Annotated in this window: 17 protein-coding genes; 6 read left to right on the forward strand and 11 right to left on the reverse strand. The window is 51.0% G+C overall.

All coding sequences use genetic code 11. The features are described from left to right. Nucleotides 1-321: 321 nt before the first annotated feature. Together KTH_RS26580 and KTH_RS26585 are read left to right on the forward strand one after the other, a co-directional pair. A complete protein-coding gene (locus KTH_RS26580; RefSeq protein ID WP_111326684.1) occupies nucleotides 322-2,073 on the forward strand; it encodes a peptide ABC transporter substrate-binding protein in 1,752 nt (583 codons plus the stop codon). A gap of 579 nt (nucleotides 2,074-2,652) precedes the next feature. Continuing rightward, nucleotides 2,653-4,377 carry a peptide ABC transporter substrate-binding protein gene (locus KTH_RS26585; RefSeq protein ID WP_111326682.1) on the forward strand — a complete coding sequence of 575 codons (1,725 nt, stop codon included), beginning with the start codon at nucleotides 2,653-2,655 and terminating at the stop codon, nucleotides 4,375-4,377. A gap of 73 nt (nucleotides 4,378-4,450) precedes the next feature. On the opposite strand, the gene KTH_RS26590 is transcribed toward KTH_RS26585, so the two are convergent. Further along, a complete protein-coding gene (locus KTH_RS26590; protein ID WP_497623286.1) occupies nucleotides 4,451-4,954 on the reverse strand; it encodes a YciE/YciF ferroxidase family protein in 504 nt (167 codons plus the stop codon). 225 nt (nucleotides 4,955-5,179) lie between these two features. Here KTH_RS26590 and KTH_RS26595 point away from each other — a divergent pair, with 225 nt between their 5' ends. Then, entirely contained in the window at nucleotides 5,180-6,349 is a 1,170-nt protein-coding gene (locus KTH_RS26595; protein WP_497621910.1) for a Gmad2 immunoglobulin-like domain-containing protein, read from the forward strand. A 37-nt stretch (nucleotides 6,350-6,386) separates the two neighbouring features. Here the strand turns inward: KTH_RS26595 and KTH_RS26600 are convergent, their stop codons facing one another. From KTH_RS26600 to KTH_RS26615, 4 genes are all read right to left on the reverse strand, one after another. Then, nucleotides 6,387-6,980, reverse strand: coding sequence for a hypothetical protein (locus KTH_RS26600; RefSeq protein WP_497621912.1), 594 nt, complete (start codon nucleotides 6,978-6,980; stop codon nucleotides 6,387-6,389). 620 nt (nucleotides 6,981-7,600) lie between these two features. Continuing rightward, entirely contained in the window at nucleotides 7,601-7,801 is a 201-nt protein-coding gene (locus KTH_RS26605) for a hypothetical protein (protein ID WP_497621914.1), read from the reverse strand. A gap of 76 nt (nucleotides 7,802-7,877) precedes the next feature. Next, nucleotides 7,878-8,468 carry a hypothetical protein gene (locus KTH_RS26610; RefSeq protein ID WP_497621916.1) on the reverse strand — a complete coding sequence of 197 codons (591 nt, stop codon included), beginning with the start codon at nucleotides 8,466-8,468 and terminating at the stop codon, nucleotides 7,878-7,880. A gap of 48 nt (nucleotides 8,469-8,516) precedes the next feature. Beyond that, the gene (locus KTH_RS26615; protein WP_497621918.1) at nucleotides 8,517-9,092 is read right to left on the reverse strand and encodes a hypothetical protein; all 576 of its coding nucleotides are present in this window, start codon (nucleotides 9,090-9,092) and stop codon (nucleotides 8,517-8,519) included. Nucleotides 9,093-9,493: 401 nt separating this feature from the next. Here KTH_RS26615 and KTH_RS26620 point away from each other — a divergent pair, with 401 nt between their 5' ends. Next, on the forward strand, nucleotides 9,494-10,165 hold the full coding sequence (locus KTH_RS26620; protein ID WP_137686182.1) for a hypothetical protein: 672 nt from the start codon (nucleotides 9,494-9,496) through the stop codon (nucleotides 10,163-10,165). On the opposite strand, the gene KTH_RS26625 is transcribed toward KTH_RS26620, so the two are convergent. Continuing rightward, entirely contained in the window at nucleotides 10,162-10,710 is a 549-nt protein-coding gene (locus KTH_RS26625; protein ID WP_111326668.1) for a hypothetical protein, read from the reverse strand. The genes KTH_RS26620 and KTH_RS26625 overlap by 4 nt on opposite strands. Nucleotides 10,711-11,026: 316 nt before the next feature. On the opposite strand from KTH_RS26625, the gene KTH_RS26630 reads away from it, so the two are divergent. Beyond that, the gene (locus tag KTH_RS26630; protein ID WP_497621920.1) at nucleotides 11,027-11,494 is read left to right on the forward strand and encodes a hypothetical protein; all 468 of its coding nucleotides are present in this window, start codon (nucleotides 11,027-11,029) and stop codon (nucleotides 11,492-11,494) included. 64 nt (nucleotides 11,495-11,558) lie between these two features. Here KTH_RS26630 and KTH_RS26635 read toward each other — a convergent pair whose 3' ends face one another. The 3 genes from KTH_RS26635 to KTH_RS26645 form a co-directional block, all read right to left on the reverse strand. Next, nucleotides 11,559-12,623 carry a M42 family metallopeptidase gene (locus KTH_RS26635; RefSeq protein WP_497621922.1) on the reverse strand — a complete coding sequence of 355 codons (1,065 nt, stop codon included), beginning with the start codon at nucleotides 12,621-12,623 and terminating at the stop codon, nucleotides 11,559-11,561. 248 nt (nucleotides 12,624-12,871) lie between these two features. After that, the gene (locus tag KTH_RS26640; RefSeq protein WP_497621924.1) at nucleotides 12,872-13,936 is read right to left on the reverse strand and encodes a M42 family metallopeptidase; all 1,065 of its coding nucleotides are present in this window, start codon (nucleotides 13,934-13,936) and stop codon (nucleotides 12,872-12,874) included. Between the two features lie 209 nt (nucleotides 13,937-14,145). Next, entirely contained in the window at nucleotides 14,146-15,459 is a 1,314-nt protein-coding gene (locus tag KTH_RS26645; RefSeq protein WP_111326938.1) for an NYN domain-containing protein, read from the reverse strand. A gap of 202 nt (nucleotides 15,460-15,661) precedes the next feature. Between KTH_RS26645 and KTH_RS26650 the strand changes: the two genes are divergently transcribed. Next, nucleotides 15,662-15,988, forward strand: a complete 327-nt coding sequence (locus KTH_RS26650; RefSeq protein WP_111326940.1) for a winged helix-turn-helix transcriptional regulator — start codon at nucleotides 15,662-15,664, stop codon at nucleotides 15,986-15,988. Between the two features lie 108 nt (nucleotides 15,989-16,096). On the opposite strand, the gene KTH_RS26655 is transcribed toward KTH_RS26650, so the two are convergent. Then, on the reverse strand, nucleotides 16,097-16,390 hold the full coding sequence (locus tag KTH_RS26655; RefSeq protein WP_497621926.1) for a hypothetical protein: 294 nt from the start codon (nucleotides 16,388-16,390) through the stop codon (nucleotides 16,097-16,099). Nucleotides 16,391-16,747: 357 nt separating this feature from the next. Beyond that, nucleotides 16,748-17,662, reverse strand: a complete 915-nt coding sequence (locus KTH_RS26660) for a hypothetical protein (protein WP_497621928.1) — start codon at nucleotides 17,660-17,662, stop codon at nucleotides 16,748-16,750. Nucleotides 17,663-17,912 lie beyond the last annotated feature (250 nt).

Raw genomic sequence — 17,912 nt, forward strand, 5'->3', positions numbered from 1 at the left:
CTATGTATACGTAGTACTATACATAGATTGTGCCTACTCGATGCTACCGAGTAGTAAAACAGCGTCGAGAACTATGGTGGTAGTATGTCTCCGGCTGAAGCTTTGAGGATAGGCTTCAGTAGTGCCGCCATGTATTTTCTCTTTGCTTTTATTTTAGGGTGAAGTGTAAGAAAAAACAAGCGTATCGCTGAAAGTACTCCTTTCTGGCTTAAGATGCGCTGGTCATTTAACTTCAACGGGCAGGCGAAGAAAAATACAGCAGTTCCTATCTTGTATCCTCAACATCTATTCGGGTTGTAGTAACCCCTAGTGGAGAAGGACATGCACGTACGAAAACAGCTAAAAGGCGGAGTCTTTTCCTTTCTGCTCTGTCTGCTTGCTGTAATGGTTGTTGCCTGTGGTGGTGGGACCGCGAACAACAATTCCAGTGAAAAAGCAAAAGACCAGATTTATGTTTCGCCTATCGCAGGCGTTGAGATGATCAAAACGTTAGACCCTGCAATGGTGACTGACGCGAACTCCAGCTCTATCATTCGTATGGTATATAGTGGGCTGGTGAATTTTGATAAGAATCTGAAGTTACAGGGTGAGCTGGCACAGGATATCCAGCTTGCTGATGATAACGTCACATATACATTCAAATTGAAGCCCAATTTGACCTTCAGCAATGGCGATCCCCTGACCTCGAAAGAGATCGTGTGGAGCCTGAACCGTGCCCTTGATCCGAAGACAAAGTCTCCGAGCGCAGCTTCATACATGAGCATGATCAAAGGTGTGGATGAGTTCAACGCGGGCAAGCGTTCCACGCTGATCGGGTACAGCCTGCTTGCTCCCGATCCAGGCACCGTGAAAATTATCCTGAGCCAGCCTGCGCAGTATTTCTTGCAGTCTCTGGCTTATCCAACCAGCTACATTGTGAACCCCAAGCTGGTTGAGAAATATGGCGACAAGTGGACCGATCACAGCAGCGAGGGTGCAGGCTCTGGCCAGTTTGTCCTGACCAAAGCACAGCGCTCTGTTGAACTGATCCTGGACCGCAATGAGAAGTATTTTGGTCCGAAGCCGCAGCTTCAGCGCGTCGTGCGCCCGTTCTATAAGAGCGGTGACGTGACCTGGAAGGCCTATCAGTCGAACCAGTTGATGCGTTCCGGTGTTCCTGCGGCACAGCGTGATGCCGCCAAGAAGCTGCCGAACGGCCAGTTCACTGAGACCAAGCAGTTGTGGATTTCCTACTTCGCGCTGAACTACCTGATCTCTCCGTTTGACAACATCAAGATCCGTCAGGCGTTCGCGCTGGCAATCAACAAAGATATCCTGTCGACCAACATTGACAAAGGCGCGACGATCCCGACCAACCATATCGTTCCCGAGGGTGCTGACGGCTACAATCCAAACCTGACAGGCCCTGGAGGGGTGAAAGACACCAAAGGTGATCCTGAGCTGGCGAAGAAGCTCTTCGAGGAAGGCCTGAAAGAGAAAGGCCTGACCCGTGAGACGATGCCGACCATTAAGTACACCACTTCATTCACCTCCTCTGCTGGTAAGCAGTCCGCTGAAGCGATTCAGCAGATGTGGGAAAAGACGCTCGGGATCAAGGTTGTGATCGACAATCTCGACTGGAACACCTTCCTCGATGTCACTAACAACGCCCGTGACAACGACAAGGCACCAATGATCTGGGAAAGCGGCTGGATCGCTGACTATCCCGATCCACAGGACTGGCTGACTCTGTTGTTCACCGTTCCTGCTCAGAACAGCTGGAACTATGGACACGACAAGTCCAAGTCTCCGAACCTGGCCGAGCAGAAAGCAAACATGGAGTTGATGAAGAAGGCTGACGCCGAGCGCGACAATGCCAAGCGTATGCAGATGTACAATCAGGCTGAGCAGCAGCTAGTCAATGATGTGGCCTGGATTCCTCTGAGCCAGAACAAGCAAGCATCTGTTACGAAGCCCTGTGTCAAGAATCTCGTTGACAACCCGATGGGTATTATGACTCCGGATGGTTGGGCAGATGTCTACATCTCAAACGACAAGCCCTGCCCGGATGTCTCGAAGTGGGCGGTTAAATAAAAGCCAGATCATATTCGCTATCGCCACTTAGTTCTGATCGACGTTTCGTTGCAAGAGAATTCGCACGTGGTTCTCTTGCAACGATTTTTTTGGTCGCGGAAAAAAACTCTGCTTTTTGTGTGAGAATCAAGCAAGCTGCTGACGTAGTATGTAAGTGAGTACAAAAATGTGGGGGGGACGCGATGGTACCTGCTTCTGTAGGGGAGGATGAAGAGGGCTTCTCACTCTCTGCTCCAAGAATTTGAGCTTGCAATGGTGCTATATGGTGTATTGCTTGTTGCTGAATGGTTGTGGTAGGATAGCTGTTAAGCAGACTGGAGCAATACGCTCTGGCTCGTAGCGGGAACTATGATCCCCTGAACAGTGGCGCTTCCTTGAACTGCCCGAATTCCAGAAAGATGTTTTGTGCGACTGGCTATGCTCTTTTTTTTATCTGTGTCTATATGTATACATATATGTATATAGAGATGCAGGTAGTGCAGTCGGACAAACGGCAGGAAAGCGCATTTTCTTCATCGTCGATCGAACTAGTGTTTCTATTTGGGCCGATGGGTTTTTCGGTCCCTAGTGGAGAAGGACATGCACGTGCGTAAGCAATTTAAGAGTGGTACACTCATGGCTGTTCTTTGTCTGCTCACGTTGCTGATTGCTGCCTGTGGTGGAGGTACCGACAGTAGCAGTAATAGCGGCAAGGCAAAAGACCAGATTTATGTTGTCCCTCGTATCGGTGCCGCGGATATCAAAACGCTTGATCCCGCGATTACTACCGACTCTGAGTCATCCCCGATTATTCAGCAGATGTTTACCGGTCTGGTTGAGTTTGACAACAACCTGAATATCAAGGATGAGCTGGCACAAAGCCACCAGTTGGAGAGTGATGGTCTGACCTGGACTTTCAAATTGAAACCGAATTTGAAGTTTAGCAACGGCGATCCTCTGACCTCCAAAGATGTGGCCTGGAGTATTAACCGCGCTCTGGACCCCAAGACAAAGTCAACCACTGCTGGCACCTATCTCGCTCTGATCAAGGGTGCTGATGAGATGGTGAATGGCAAGCGCTCCACCCTGATCGGCTATAGCTTGCTGACTCCTGATGATAACACCATTAAGATTGTGACCACACAGAAGGCATCGTACTTCTTGCAGACTCTGACGTATCCGACCTCCTATGTACTGAACAAGAAGATTCTTGATAAGTATGGTGATCGCTGGGCAGAGCATATCGGTGAGGGCGCTGGTTCTGGCCCGTTCACCCTGAGCAAGTGGAATCATGGTGTTGAGCTTCAGGTTGTGCCGAACGACAACTACTATGGCAAGAAACCTCAACTGAAGAAAGTTGTCTACGCCTTCTATAAGACAACCGAGACTGCCTGGAAGGCCTATGAGGGCAATCAGTTGATGGCTGCAAATGTTCCTGCTGCTCAGACGGAACATGCGAAACAGCTCCCGAAAAACCAGTACTGGAGTGTTCCTGAGCTCTCCGTGAGCTATGTGACCATGAACTATCTGGTCAAGCCGTTCGACAATGTTAAGGTTCGCCAGGCGTTTGCTCTGTCGATTAACCGCGAACAGCTTTCGCACAATATCTCAAAGGATCGTAACATTCCGTCCTACCATATCGTTCCTGATGGACAGCCGGGCTACAATAAGGACCTGACCGGCCCTGCTGGTGTGAAGAATATCAACGGTGATCCTGCTCTGGCGAAGAAGCTTCTGGAAGAGGGCTTGAAAGAAGAGGGCATGACCGCCGATAGCGTGGGTCCGCTGCGCCTCACTGTTTCTGCTGCTTCCGCCGCTTCTATGCAGACCTACCAGGCTTTGCAGCAGATGTGGGAGAAGACACTAGGCGTGAAAGTTCAGATCGACAACGTTGACTGGACCAAGTTCCTGGATGTTACTACTAACTCGACCAACAACCCGAAGGGTCTTCAGATGTGGGTTGGTGCCTGGATCGCTGACTATCCAGATCCGCAGGACTGGCTGACTTTGCAGTTCGATAAGACTGCCCAGAACAACTGGAACTATGGCATGACCAAAGAACAGCAGGAAGTTCAGGCTCTGATGCGCAAAGCTGATCAGGAAACCGATCAGACCAAGCGTATGCAGATGTACAATCAGGCCGAGCAGGCTCTGGTGAACGACGCCGCATGGATTCCCATCAGCCAGGGTAAAGGCGATGGTGTGATGAAGCCCTGCGTCAAGAATATGCCGCACAACTCGATGCGTCAGGTTGATCCTGAGGCATGGGCCGACATCTACATCTCGACCGATTCGCCCTGTGCGAACGTCTCGAAGTACGCCTGAGGAAACCCGTCACAAAACGAGTACAGTGGGATCACGCTTTTTGCGCGGTCCCACTACCTTTTTCTCGCTTGTTTTAGCCGCTGGATTTTTGCTGGCTGGTCACTTTGGTCTTGCTAAGGCGCTGGGCAAACTGTTCAATGCGTCTTGCCATCTCCTCCTCTTGCCCCAGATTCTCCTGAAGCAGTTGGGCACATTTGTTATAACCCATCGCGGCTGCTTTTTCCACCAGTCCCTTATAGGAGACGATTTCATAGGCCTCGGTTTTGGCTGCGCAACCCAGATTGAACAGGGACAGAATTTCGGGTGTGGGTTGCTCCTTCAGGAAGGCGTCATGCTCCTGTTTGAGGCCCGCTATTGCGTAGCAGGTTGTTGAGCTCGGCTGCTTCCCCAGCACCTGAAAGCACTGATCGAGATTCTGAATATGGTGCTGTGTCTCGGCTTCGTGTTGCTGGTAGGCGTCCTTGAGCTGCTGATCTGTGCTCTCGTTCGCCAGGATAGGCAGCGTTTGCGCGATGCGCTTTTCAGCATCATACATGTCGCTCAACTCGTGAAGGAAAAGCTCAAGCGGTGTCTGCATTGCCACCGTTCAACACTCCTTTCTTTATAGGAAAGATGTACAGGTTTTTTCTCTCTCTACTGAGCACGAAATGAGAGCAGCAAGAGGACACTCATGCATTACATCTCGTTCTGGGAGCAGGAACGGGCTCGCAGTTCTGGGTATTTCCGTGTTTTGCTTGTAAATATGCTATGTGTAGGGGTAGTATAACCCAGGTGAGTATCAGAGAAAGTCGGGGAGATACATATGATGTTTCTGTTTCAGCGAAAAGTAATCCGCTGTGTGTCGCTCCTTTTGCTTTTGTTACTGCTTTCGGCCTGTGGCGGCTCCGAGCAAAAAGGGAGTACAGCACAGCCAACTGCAACGAGTACTGTGATTCAGAACACGCAGGCGGACGAGTCAACTCCTGACACGAAGGTGAAGCCAGGCGTGCAGCAATGTCCTGAGACTGTCGCGTCTCCATCCCACTGGGGCCCTATTCTCGGGGTCCAGCAAGAGGTGAACGCGGTTGAACAGGTTTCCTGTGCGCATCTGACCGGAAAAGAAACGCTCCAAGCGCTGGTAACGGTGCGCTATACAGGGACGGGTGGTATGCTGGATGTCTATGTCTTTGATGACCTGACAAGTCCGTCTCCACGGAAATTGTTGACCTTGCAGGGGCTCTACAATGGTGAGGCGCGTATCAGTAGCTATAGCACGGTTGTTACCGGTGAAGTAGATACGCAGAAGAAAGATGGCAACAAGCGCAATCTGGGCCGAGAATTCAAATGGTCACCTGAGGCGGGAGGACTGGTACAGGTTGCCTTTCCGGGTATCTATCCAGAGATAACACGGTATGAGGCGGAAGAGGCGCAAAAGCAGGTCGATCAGGGACACGAGCCCTGGCGACTTGATGCGGCACAGGTGGCAAAGCGTATGGCGGTGGAACTGCTCAAGCTCCCAGAAGAGACACAGGTGACAGTGATCGGAGGTGGGAAGCAAGGAGATAACGAGGCGACTGCCACCGTGAAGAGCCCGAGACCGGGAACAATGCCCTTGCAGGTTCGGTTAAGTCGGCTCGAAGGTGACGCGCAGAAAGGGATCTGGCTTGTTACGGCGGTCACGTCTCAGGAACTGGCAATCACTACCCCGGGCAGCGGCGATCGAGTCTCCAGTCCTGCAACGGTGGCAGGGAAGGGCCGCGCCTTTGAAGCTGTGATTGGCGAGATCAAGGTGTTAGATCATACAGCGGCTACAATTGGACAGGCACAGGCAAGAGGCAAAGATGGGATGGGCGAGACCACGTTTACAACGCAGGTATCCTATCAGTCTCCTTTCAAGAACGGAGCGCAGGAAGGACTGATCGGTCTCTTTACAACGAGCAACGCTGATGGCTCCATTGCCGGTGTCGCACTGGTGAAGGTTCTGTTGCTCTAACAATGGGAAGGCGTCATAGAGCTTCTGTGGCGCCTTATTACCAATCTTGCTTCTCTGCTGGTGTCGAAGGGTGTTCCGGTTGCTCTTCTGGCCTGGCTTGTGGCACAGAAGTATATTCTCTATAAAAAGGTTGTGGGGGAAATGGTGGTGCCGCCTGTGCGGCTTTTGCGAGAAAGCGCATACGCAGACGTTGAAATAAGGCAATAATAGCACCCGCAAAGATCACGATTTCTCCCAGAACGCCGCTCCATGTTCCCGGGCCAATGGTTGCTGTCAGGCCGGGAAGCGGGGTAAAGGCCATCGCGAGCGCTCCAACCAGTTCCGCAAGAAAGAGCAGCAGACCTGCAATACTCCCGATGATAATGCAAATGATCCAGAGCGGCCAATAGTGAAGCTTGCCCGAAGAGAGCAGCGGGAGTGCACAGGTGAGCATCACAAACAGGATCGGGATAAGGAGCAGTCGGCCACTAAGTGGAGCCTGACTGAGCATCAGCGTTACTGATTCGTTGCCTGTTGCACTACCACCAATGGTCAGATAGGGAAAAGCGAAAAAGACCAAAAGCGTGAAAAAAGCTCCGAGCTGCGCAACGATATAGCCAGTTAAAAAGACGGTTCCCTGATATTTTTGCATCAAATGTGTTGTACCTCTCACTCAAAATGCCCGGTCACCAACCATGTGAACAAGGGTAGCACATCTCTTTCTCTTTTGCAATTTGACCGGATCAATTGATGCTCGCTCTACCTATAGCACATCTGGATATAGCCAATTCGGTAATAGGCACATGCGAAACTTGAAATACGATGAGATATTCAGTACAGTAAAGATGTAGGGTATAGTGTATTGCTTTTTCGCTCCGCTATGGATGGCGAAGTATGGTCGGTACATTTGAATGCCCATTCTACGTGATTTGGTAACAAAAAATCATGTTTGCCCTGCTTTTTAAGTGCGGTGAGCGGCTTAACGTCGTTCCCGCACTGTTTTCTTTTTAACGCTGAAAAGAACGCATGGAGGCATAGAGTCTGTTGTTCCGTCGTCTTTTTTCGATAGGTGCCAGCAAAGCACTAACCGGGCAGAGCAAAAGAGAAAGAAATGCGACTGTAGCGATATTACAGAACCCGGGAAACAGGATATCTTGCACTATGAACAAGAAGAAGAACCGCATGAGGATATTGGGAAAAATCGCGTGAAAGGTGGCCGTGAGCCTGGCAGATGCTGCTCGACGAACTATATGGATATACCCCTCCCATATGCTATAAGAGAGCCAGCACCGGAGAGCGCAACAGAAGTGGCGGCAGGAAGGCAAAAAAGGGAATCACCACCCAGATAGGCATGTAATGGGTTCCTATGGGGAGCAGGAATGCATAGAGTGTTATACTCAGGAGTAGCCATACGCTGTCACGTCGCTGCTTCCCGGCCTCACGGACTGCCTGATAGGCTGCGTCTCGTTTCACCCGGGTCAGTTGCCGGTCGAACGGTGGCTTCTGGCCCCGGTAGTTCTCTTCCTACTCCCTGTTGTTGTATATACTTTTATCGATGAGTCTTTCGTGAGCGCCGCTCGATCTCGGCCAGGATCGTTCCAAGCAGGATCAGAACAGGTGCAAGAAAGATATTCATACAGGAAAGCTGAAAAGCGTAGCCCGGGAAATCTGCCCCGAGCAGCGGATAGAAGAACGTTACCAGAATTGCAGTGAAACCAAATATCAGAAGTGACGTAAAAAAGGGAACCGTACAGCCCGCAGTAAAGCCTTCATTGCTATTTGGATGTTGTGAGGCAACGATGAAATGTCTCCAGTAGAAGAACATGCTGGTGGCCTGAACGAGTGAGATCACTGCAAGCCAGACATACGCTCCTCCGCTGATTGTTTTTGAAAAGATGGAGGGCCAGAGGATACCCAGAAGCAACGAGAGCGGACTGATCGGCATTAACATCGAGGGAAGCCAGAGCGCAATAATAGTGATAAGCATCAGGCGAATATAACTCCATTGCTTCTGGCGCTGCTGTCTTCTGGCCCACTGGATTTTTGTATATGCCTGCTGGCGGCGTTTTCGTTGCTGCCTGATCGCATCCTGTTGTTCGGGTGGCTCTCGATCCCACCAGGATTGTTCTGCGGATTGCATAACTCCTCTTTCTCTGAGACTAACTCATATTTGTTCGTCTTCTCTGGACTAGTTTGTGCTCAATCCCTCCCAGGACTGCCCTACGACAACGAGAAGTGGCATTGAAATGAGCATAAGAAGGCAATCATAGATAAAAAGAAACATAGGTAGATAGTATACATCAACATAGATCGAAGAGAAAAGAAGATGTATCACCAGAGCGCATATCGGTCCGAAGATAGCAGCCAGGAAGCCCGCGAATGCGCCTCGCCAGGCTCCGATACGAGCAGTTTGGCGATGAAGAAGCAAATGCCAGAAGAGGATCATATAGCAACTAATAGGCCCCCATAACATGTAGCTAGCGAAGATTGCACCCGGGGATACAGGTGCCAGAGGAGGGGAGAACGTTCCTGTCCCTGAAAGGAGCTTCAAGCGGTAACCGAGTGGATAGATGATCTGGATTGAGAGCAGGCTGACTATCCCTGTAAGCAGTAGCCAGAAGCGTTGAATGGTCACAATCTCCTGTGTTTGTTGATAGCGGTACCGGCTGCGCTGGCGAATGCGTTGGAGCTCCTCATACGAGATGGATGCATTCCAGACCTCAAACCCCGAAAGACGTTGTGTTTGCAGAGATTGCTGTTGCATACATACTCCATCCATTCTCTTTTTTGCCCGGCTTTGTAGTGAGAGCTGCATTCTGGGTTCTTCAATCGCATTGACTGAAAAGTTTGCTCCCTTTTCTGAATGTACTCAATTCTAGAGGTATTTTCTGGCTCTTTATGGGAAGGAAATAAATGCTACGATAATAGTATAGAAAACTGGAATGAGAAAGGTTATAGCATGACAAAACACTTCATATTTCCTGTATAACTCAACGAGAAAAAACAGTTTTCCTGGCTCCCAATGCTCCTGCTTAGAAAGCGATCTGATATACAATGGTACTGAATGGTACCCAGATTGAGGCTATTGTTATTACAATATGTAGAAGAGCGCCTGGTAGTGTTTATGTGGAGAAGAGTGAGGTTTCTATGGAGAGGTGTAATCAGGTGGATGAGACATCATCGGGGAAACCGCCGCAGAAGGAGGGAAGACGCGATTCGTTACGCGAGTATCTCCTGATATGTTGTGCTCGCTGGCACTATGCCGGTATTCCGAAGAGCGAGGTGGAAAAATTGGTTGCTTCACTGGAAGAGCATTTGCGTCGAGAGAAAGAGCAAGGAGCCTCTTTACAAGCCCTTGTGGGAAGTGATCCGGTGGCTTTTGCTGATAATTGGGCCGAGACGCATCTACCCCGGCCTTCATGGGCGTGGCGAAGAAACTGCTATGTTACGGTCTTTCTACTGGGGCTGTTGTTCTCCGTGCTTCTGGACCATCTGCTCTGGCTGTCCTGGACCTTTCCTTTTTCCTGGCATCAGCTTGGAAGCCCGATCCTGGCGGTTCTTATCGCTCATCTCTATTTGCTTCCAGAATTGGGCCCGCCGCGCACAGACCCATCCTGGAAACGCTATACTCGTATCGCGCTGGCGCTGGCCGTGTTTGGCCTGCTCTTCTTGCCGACGATGCTGGCGCTGCTCCCGGTGACGATTCCAGTCACCTTATTTCTCTGGTCCTGGCCACTAACAGGAGTGCTCGTTGTCGGAGCCACCGGGTTAACGATCTGGACGATACGCTCAGCACCACCATATCTCCATCTAGTTCACCAACGAATGAGGAGTTAGCGGGTATTGGCCCGAAGACGCTGCTCCACACGCTGCTTCTCACGCATCAGGCGGCCAGCGGGCCGCCGCCTCTGCTCTGCCATCCGTTCTTTTTCCTCGCGAGACATATTAATTTTGAAGTAGCAATAATTAATGAATTCGCCCAGGCCGAAGACGAAGAGCAGCAGACCAAGAATGAAATCAGGCGAATAGACAAACCTACCCTGTGCAGCCTCTATGAGCACGATAGCCGGGCCGATTGCCATAAGGAGCCAGTTGAATGGGTATAGGACGCGAAACAGCAGAAGGCGCGTGGTGAGAGAGAGTCGTTCAAAGAGTCCGCGATACTTTAAAAACCAGTAGAGTGCAGCTTCAAGCAGAATACAGTCAAGCGAGAGCAAACCGATAAGGGTATAGAGACCGAAACGTTGTGGCCCGATGGTTGTGCGAAGGATGACATACAGGAGGAGGGAGACAAGAACAAAGAGAAACATAGCAATGCTGTTGAGAAGAAGCATCTTATGCAGCATCGTTCGCGTTGGTCGTTGCACCTGTTGAATCATCATGGCTTCACTTTCTTATTCTCAAAATGCATGGGCTCGATATGCGAAATACAGGAGATCTGTCAGACCTGAAAACAGGAATGGCACAGATCAATAATAATATGGAGATTATACACGAAAAAGCGTGCTCTGGATTACGGAAAACCTGTGTGCTTCTCTGTTCCTGGCCGGATCCATTGACAGCAAAATAGCTGAGTGTTATATTTAAAATAACGATACGTAATATGAAATAATTGGCTGGACATGTGATGTTGTAATACAGTAGCATAGTTGAGAGAAGACGGATTCTGGTTCTTCTTATTTGCAAGGGAGCATACAGATGAGATACAGACGCGGGCGGCATCCGATACGATTTTTCTTTATTCCTTTTGTAGTGCCGATGCTCCTCTTCAGTGGCCTGTTCCATAATTCGGGGCTGGGAGGCGTGTTTATTACATTGGTGATTATCTTTTGTTTTGTGGCTTTGTTTAGCTTCCTGGGGAGACGCCCTTCTCATGTTCAAGGGTATCAGGATGCAGCTATGCAATGGGGCCAGCCCTACTATCAACCGCCCTCTCAGCCACAGGATACCCGTTATCAAGATGCCTACTACGCAAATATGAGCAGTCAGCAGCAGGCAGAGCCGATGTCCTACGAAGGCGGCTATCAGCCAGCAGAGAGCTATCAGGAGAAAGTCGAAACTGCCTACTATCAGCCGCCGAAACAGAGCAGCGTATATCGAGATTATGAAGAGCCCCAGGCGCAATATCCAGAACAGATGCCACCGATGCCGCCAATGAGGCAGTAAGCGGAAAAACAAAGAACCGATAGCGATGGAAAAGGCTACCGGTTCTTTATTTATGTCTATCAGGTTATGGAATCAGATTGGTGTCTGCGTCGAGCGAGAGCACGAAGCGTGCAAGCAGTTCGGCGACGGCATCGACATCTTTCAGCGAGACCATTTCTGAACCAGTATGCAGGTAACGGCAGGGAATGCTGACCAGGCCGGTCGCGATCGGGCCACGGGCAACCTGAATCACGTCAGCGTCGGTCGAGGTACCTGCCGGTGCGGGCTCAACCTGATAGGGAATGCCGGCCTCTTCGGCGGCTTTCACGAGCAACTGATAGACGCGTGGATTGATGTGTGCACCGACCGTCAAAACCGGCCCCTTGCTCATCTGGATATCACCCATTTTCGATTTCGCTGCACCGGGAATATCCGAAGTGGGAGCAACATCAACGGCGACCGCGAGCTGTGGATTGACCGAATAGGCGGCTGTGCGGGCCCCACGCAGGCCGATCTCTTCCTGCACAGCCGAGACGAAGACCACGTTCGCCTTGAGCTGGGCACGGCGCTCGTGAATGCGACGCATTGCTTCAGTAATCGCAAAGACCCCGGATTTGTCATCGAGGGCACGCGAGACGATGATGTCACCATGCAGGACTTCAAGGTCGGCGGCACGAGTGCCAGCGGAGCCGATGGGAACCCGCTGTAGAGCCTCTTCCTTGCTGGTGGCTCCAATATCGATCCACAGGTCGGTGAGCTTCGGTGCCTTATCACGCTCTTCAGGACTCAGCGAGTGGACCGGTTTGCGACCGACGACACCATTCACAACACCATTAGGGGTGTGGATGTGGACGCGGTTGCCGGGAAGGGTGGAAGGATCAAAGCCGCCAACAGGGGCGAAATACAGGAAACCGTTCTCATCGATATAGCGGATGAGGAAACCGAGCTCGTCGCAGTGAGCCTCAAGCATGACCCGGGGAGCGCCCTGCCCATTGAGCGAGGCGATCACGTTCCCGTGAATGTCGGTTCTGATCTCATCGGTGTAGAGCTTGATTTCCTCGCGGACAGTCGCCTGAGCGGGCTGCTCGAAGCCAGAAGGGCTAGGGCTAGAAATGAGGCGACGGAGAAAGGCCACACGTGACTCTTCCATAGAGAAACCTCCTTAGTTGTGCTAGACAAAGTATCGGCCTATTAAAAGGCCTGAGAGGCGCTTTCACGTCTCTGTGAGGACCGTGATACAGGAGTTTGAAGCGGTCTCAGGGGCCAGCGATCCTTAAGCGGGGTAATCGCTTACCTCTGAGATCACTTCAAACAGTTGTTGAACACCCTATACATCAATTGTATCTGTCCTGTAAGACGGACCCTGTTACCGGGACAACTGGACGGGCCAAAGAACGCTTACGGAATCAGATTGGTATTTGCGTCGAGCGAGAGCACGAAGCGTGCAAGCAGTTCGGCGACAGCATCGACATCTTTCAGCGAAACCATTTCTGAACCAGTATGCAGGTAACGGCAGGGAATGCTGACCAGGCCGGTCGCGATCGGGCCACGGGCAACTTGAATCATATCGGTATCTGTGCCGGTACGGCCTGCGGATGGTCTGACCTGATAGGGAATGCCGGCCTCTTCGGCGGCTTTCACGAGCAACTGATAGACGCGTGGATTGATGTGTGCACCGACCGTCAGGATTGGTCCCTTGTTCATCTGAACATCGCCCATCTGCGTTTTCACAGCGCCGGGAATATCTGAGGTTGCCGTCACATCAACGGCGACTGCAAGCTGTGGATTGACCGAATAGGCGGCTGTGTGGGCCCCACGCAGGCCGATCTCTTCCTGCACAGCCGAGACGAAGACCACGTTCGCCTTGAGCTGGGCACGGCGCTCGTGAATGCGACGCATTGCTTCAGTAATCGCAAAGACCCCGGATTTGTCATCGAGGGCACGCGAGACGATGATGTCACCATGCAGGACTTCAAGGTCGGCGGCACGAGTGCCAGCGGAGCCGATGGGAACCCGCTGTAGAGCTTCTTCCTTGCTGGTGGCTCCAATATCGATCCACAGGTCGGTGAGTTTTGGCGCTTTGCCGCGTTCTTCCTGGCTGAGTGAATGGACCGGTTTGCGCCCCACAACACCGCTGACGATGCCGTTAGGGGTGTGGATGTGGACGCGGTTGCCGGGAAGGGTGGAAGGATCAAAGCCACCGATAGTCGCGAAATACAGGAAACCGTTCTCATCAACATGCCGGATGAGGAAACCGAGCTCGTCGCAGTGAGCCTCAAGCATGACCCGGGGAGCGCCCTGCCCATTGAGCGAGGCGATCACGTTCCCGTGAATGTCGGTTCTGATCTCATCGGTGTAGAGCTTGACTTCCTCGCGGACAGTCGCCTGAGCGGGCTGCTCGAAGCCAGAAGGGCTAGGGCTAGAAATGAGGCGACGGAGAAAGGCCACACGTGACTCTTCCATAGAGAAACCTCCTCTAGAGAAATACGCATACAAGACATGCCACACCGGTACGGGCCGGAGGAGCATGTATAGCGGGTGCGAAAAGAACAGGTGTAAGAATATGGGTAAGCGACCCCAGGGGTCAGGGAGCTTCCTCAACTGCTCGATGATGAGCGGGAAGAGGTAGTATCTATAACCTCTGGGGTCGCTTTCTGCTGTCTTTAAGCGACCTAGCGAACAAATTGTTTGAGAATCTCTTCGACGCCAGGATGCTGGCGATTGAGACGCAGATCCTCGGCACCAGTTGGATCTGTTTGAACGAGCAATATACCCTGCTGAATACACGCATTCAGCAATTCGCGGGCAGATTCTCGGGTAAGGCGACCACGAAAACGGTTCTTAGGATTGACGGGATCTCCGATAAAATTTGATACTCCTATAATCGTGCGCCACGACCAATGGCGATCGATGTAATCAAGGAATTGTAAGAACTGAGGATCGAGTACATCGATTGGTGGCGCTCCATAAGGAGATTGTTGGAACTGAGACCCACCCATAGAATAGTTGATAGCAGGCATAGCACCTGTATTACCAGTAGAGAAATTGGGTACGGGAAGAGCACCTGTATTACCAGAGATACCACTTGAACCTGAGCCACCTGGAACCAAAGGTACAAATTGATTGGCGCTGCTTATAAGATCTCGGCTGACGGTTCCTGGAATACCAACGACTATAACAGTTTTATTTAGACGTAACTTTAAACGAGCACTAATACGAGTGAAATCTTTATCACCGGTCATCAAAACGAAAGTAGTGATTGAAGGACGGTCAAAGACAGTTTCAATGATATCCATTAACATATTCAGGTCAACCGTGCTTTGCACCACCGTGCTCTGCACAATGGTATTGCCCGGAGTGATAGCAGGCATGTGACCAGTATTGCCTGAAGAATGCTGAGATGGATATCCTAACGGTCCGGTAATACTACTCTGCCCTAAAGGACCAGTAGGTTGATTAGAGTCACAAGAACGCTGATAGAAAGACTGACGATACAGGTCACGATTCTGGTAGTCAGAGCCATTCTCCTCTGGGCTTTGCTCGTCTCCCTGGAGGTTTGAATCATAATCCTGGGGAAGCGAGAGAGAGGGATCAGTATCCGCTGACCACCCATTCTGAGGGACGTAGTTCGGTTTAATTGCGGGAAGTGCCCCAGTGTTGCCGGACCACCCTCTTGAATCCGGAAGAAAGCCTGAAGAACCAAGAGATCCGGTGGGAGTCCCCGAGGTATGATGAACGGATCCCACACGTATGCGGTCTCGTTGCTTTGCCGGGCAGTCGACGCGATCGATCATCGCCGCGGTCAGGCTTCCTTTAAATGGCTCCGGTTGTCGAGACCAGTCCGCATAGGCACGCGCAACCATAACTGTCCCATAGCGACGGGCCACAGCTATTAATTCTTGTGGATCGGGTTCCCGTCGCTGAATATTTAGCATACTATAACGTATGTTCTCAAAATCAATGAATAAAGCAATATCTTCGGGCACAACCTTCTCCTCTCATTAGGAGAAACCGCGCAGGCCAAGATTTAAGATTGTTCAGGTGCTCGGACAACCTTGCAGTCAATCCTAATACTATGAGCATATCATACTTTATTTGCAAAGTCGAGAGGTCAAACTTTACTTTGCATCCCTGCTATGGTATATTTTTAAGTTAAGAAAGTACAATGAATAAAGAGTTTCTTGCATCATGGAGCGAACCAAATATCGGCTCGACGATACAATCTGTCCCGTTGCCCGCACTGCCGAAATTATCAGCGGGAAATGGACCCTTTTAATCATCCGGGATCTTGCCACCGGGGTAAAACGGTTTAATCAGTTAGAACGATCACTTTGCGGCATCAGTCCGAAGACTCTTTCGGAGCGTCTACGCTCATTGGAAGAGGAAGGAATCATCCTTCGTCGGACCTTCGCTGAAGTGCCGCCCCGTGTTGAATATTCTCTGACTGAGAAAGGGCAAGATCTTGTTGCTGTGATTGAATATATGCGTAGCTACGGGAAGAAATGGCTCTGTTAAGCTATTCTGACTCCCTACGAACTGTCGACCTCCCCTTCAAACTCGATGAGACAAGAACCGGAGGAGGACCCCCGGTTCTTCGATTAAACGCATGCAAAAGAGATGGATTTAACGAATGGACCCTACCAACGAACGATCATGATCTGCTAAAAATCGTCGGAGCAGGTCTGCACCTTCTGCGGTACTCTGCTCTGCTTCTGTTGGCTCCTCTTGTTTTTTCAGCAATTCATACAGACTGGCGACATCGTAGCGCATTTGTACCTGGAGTTGGCCGTCACTGTTAAACCCCTCAACGAAGAGGCCATCTTCTTCCTCTCGAATCGCGAAGCTCTTCACACCAAGTTGGTCGAGGAGCTGCCCAATGGCATGCAGAATATTCGCATAACTAAACGTGGCCGGCATTGAACCCTCCCTAAATATTCGGAGACTGTGAGTGTATTACGATCAGACACCATTGTCAGACCGTTAGCAAACAACGGAGGGACACACTTGTTCTTCTGCCCATAAAGAAGCTGTGGAAGAACGCGTGCATCCTTTTCTTTCTATTCCCTTACGGGATAACTCAGTGAACGCTGTCAGACACGCGTTACTGAGATGAATATGCACATTGATTTCCATTCATGTGGAGGATATGACACTTTCCCTTCCTATGTCAAGGTGTGTCTTCTTTCCACCACCATCTCTATTGATGATTCGCCTGTTCCATGCTTCACCACCACACTCCGAATATTGTATCATTACGTTTTATGAACGTCAAGTTTATCTTTTCGCGCCAGTTCCACTAACAACTTTTGTGGATGCGGTTGCGGAGGCTAATTGTTCATGCTGGGGTGCATTCAGAATCTCGATGGCTTTTAAGCGCCAGAAACGGGCACTCGCTGGCCTTTTCAGGGAGAGGTATTCTGCCAATGCCTCGTCTGTCATGTTTGGTTGTGTTTTTAGCGCTTCTATTGTCATTTGCAATTTATCCGGGGCGCTATCCATATGAATCGAGACGACGGGCTGTTCTTTCTCACGATGTGACTTGCTCTTCTCTTCAACTGCAACAAAATGGCCGGTGATGGGGCGGTTAGGCTCCAGGTCGTCGGTGCTGGATGCCATTTCCACCGCTGTTTTGCCACTCAAAAGATCTGCTGCGGTCAGGCGTGAGCCGCTGGAGAGGGCACGTCGCAGACTGGCAATCGGAAGGTGGGGTTCCTGTCGGCCTGGCAATCCGGCAAAGGTCTTCTTCCGTTTTTCCTCGGCCGCGCTTTCCGTGATTGTCTCTGCCATCATTGTGTACACAATGCCCAGGAGCGGAAAGGAGCTGGCCATAAATGGGAACACATGGGCAAGCCAGGGGGCGGTACTCTCCGCTGCACTGAGCATGTTGGTGTTATGAAATTGCTTGGCATAGGCCCAGTTAACTGCCCACGAGAACACGGTGCAGAGCAAGATGAGAAGCCAATGTTGCCAGACTGCACGCCAGGTACGATATTTGCGATAACGCTGGAAGGCTGTCCAGGAGAGCAGGTAGACCGTGACATCAATACTGATGGCAATCGCGTAGCTGACTGCCCACCACCAGACACCTTCAGGGCCGTTTGAAGGCTCAAAGGAGGCGAAGAAGTAGGCCACATGAGGGATAGAGGCCGCGAGAAAGACCGCAAAAGCAGTCCAGAAAAAGTATTTCATAAAACCCTTCCACTTCTGGAGCCCCCTGCCTTGAGGCATGGGAAGGAAAGAGTGAACCCCTTTCCTCTGGTAAACCTCGCTCGTTCGAGCCACTGTTTGCGAGGATATCGGCCTCGTCAATCTCTATGATTGTGACTCTTGAGGCCGGTCAGGTTTGGACTTGTGCACACAAGTCCCCGCCTTCAGGCGTGGGGTTCCTGACTAACATACCGGTCCCTTTCACACTAACAAACCCACAGTGTGCGAAAAA

This window comes from Thermosporothrix sp. COM3, assembly GCF_059696735.1.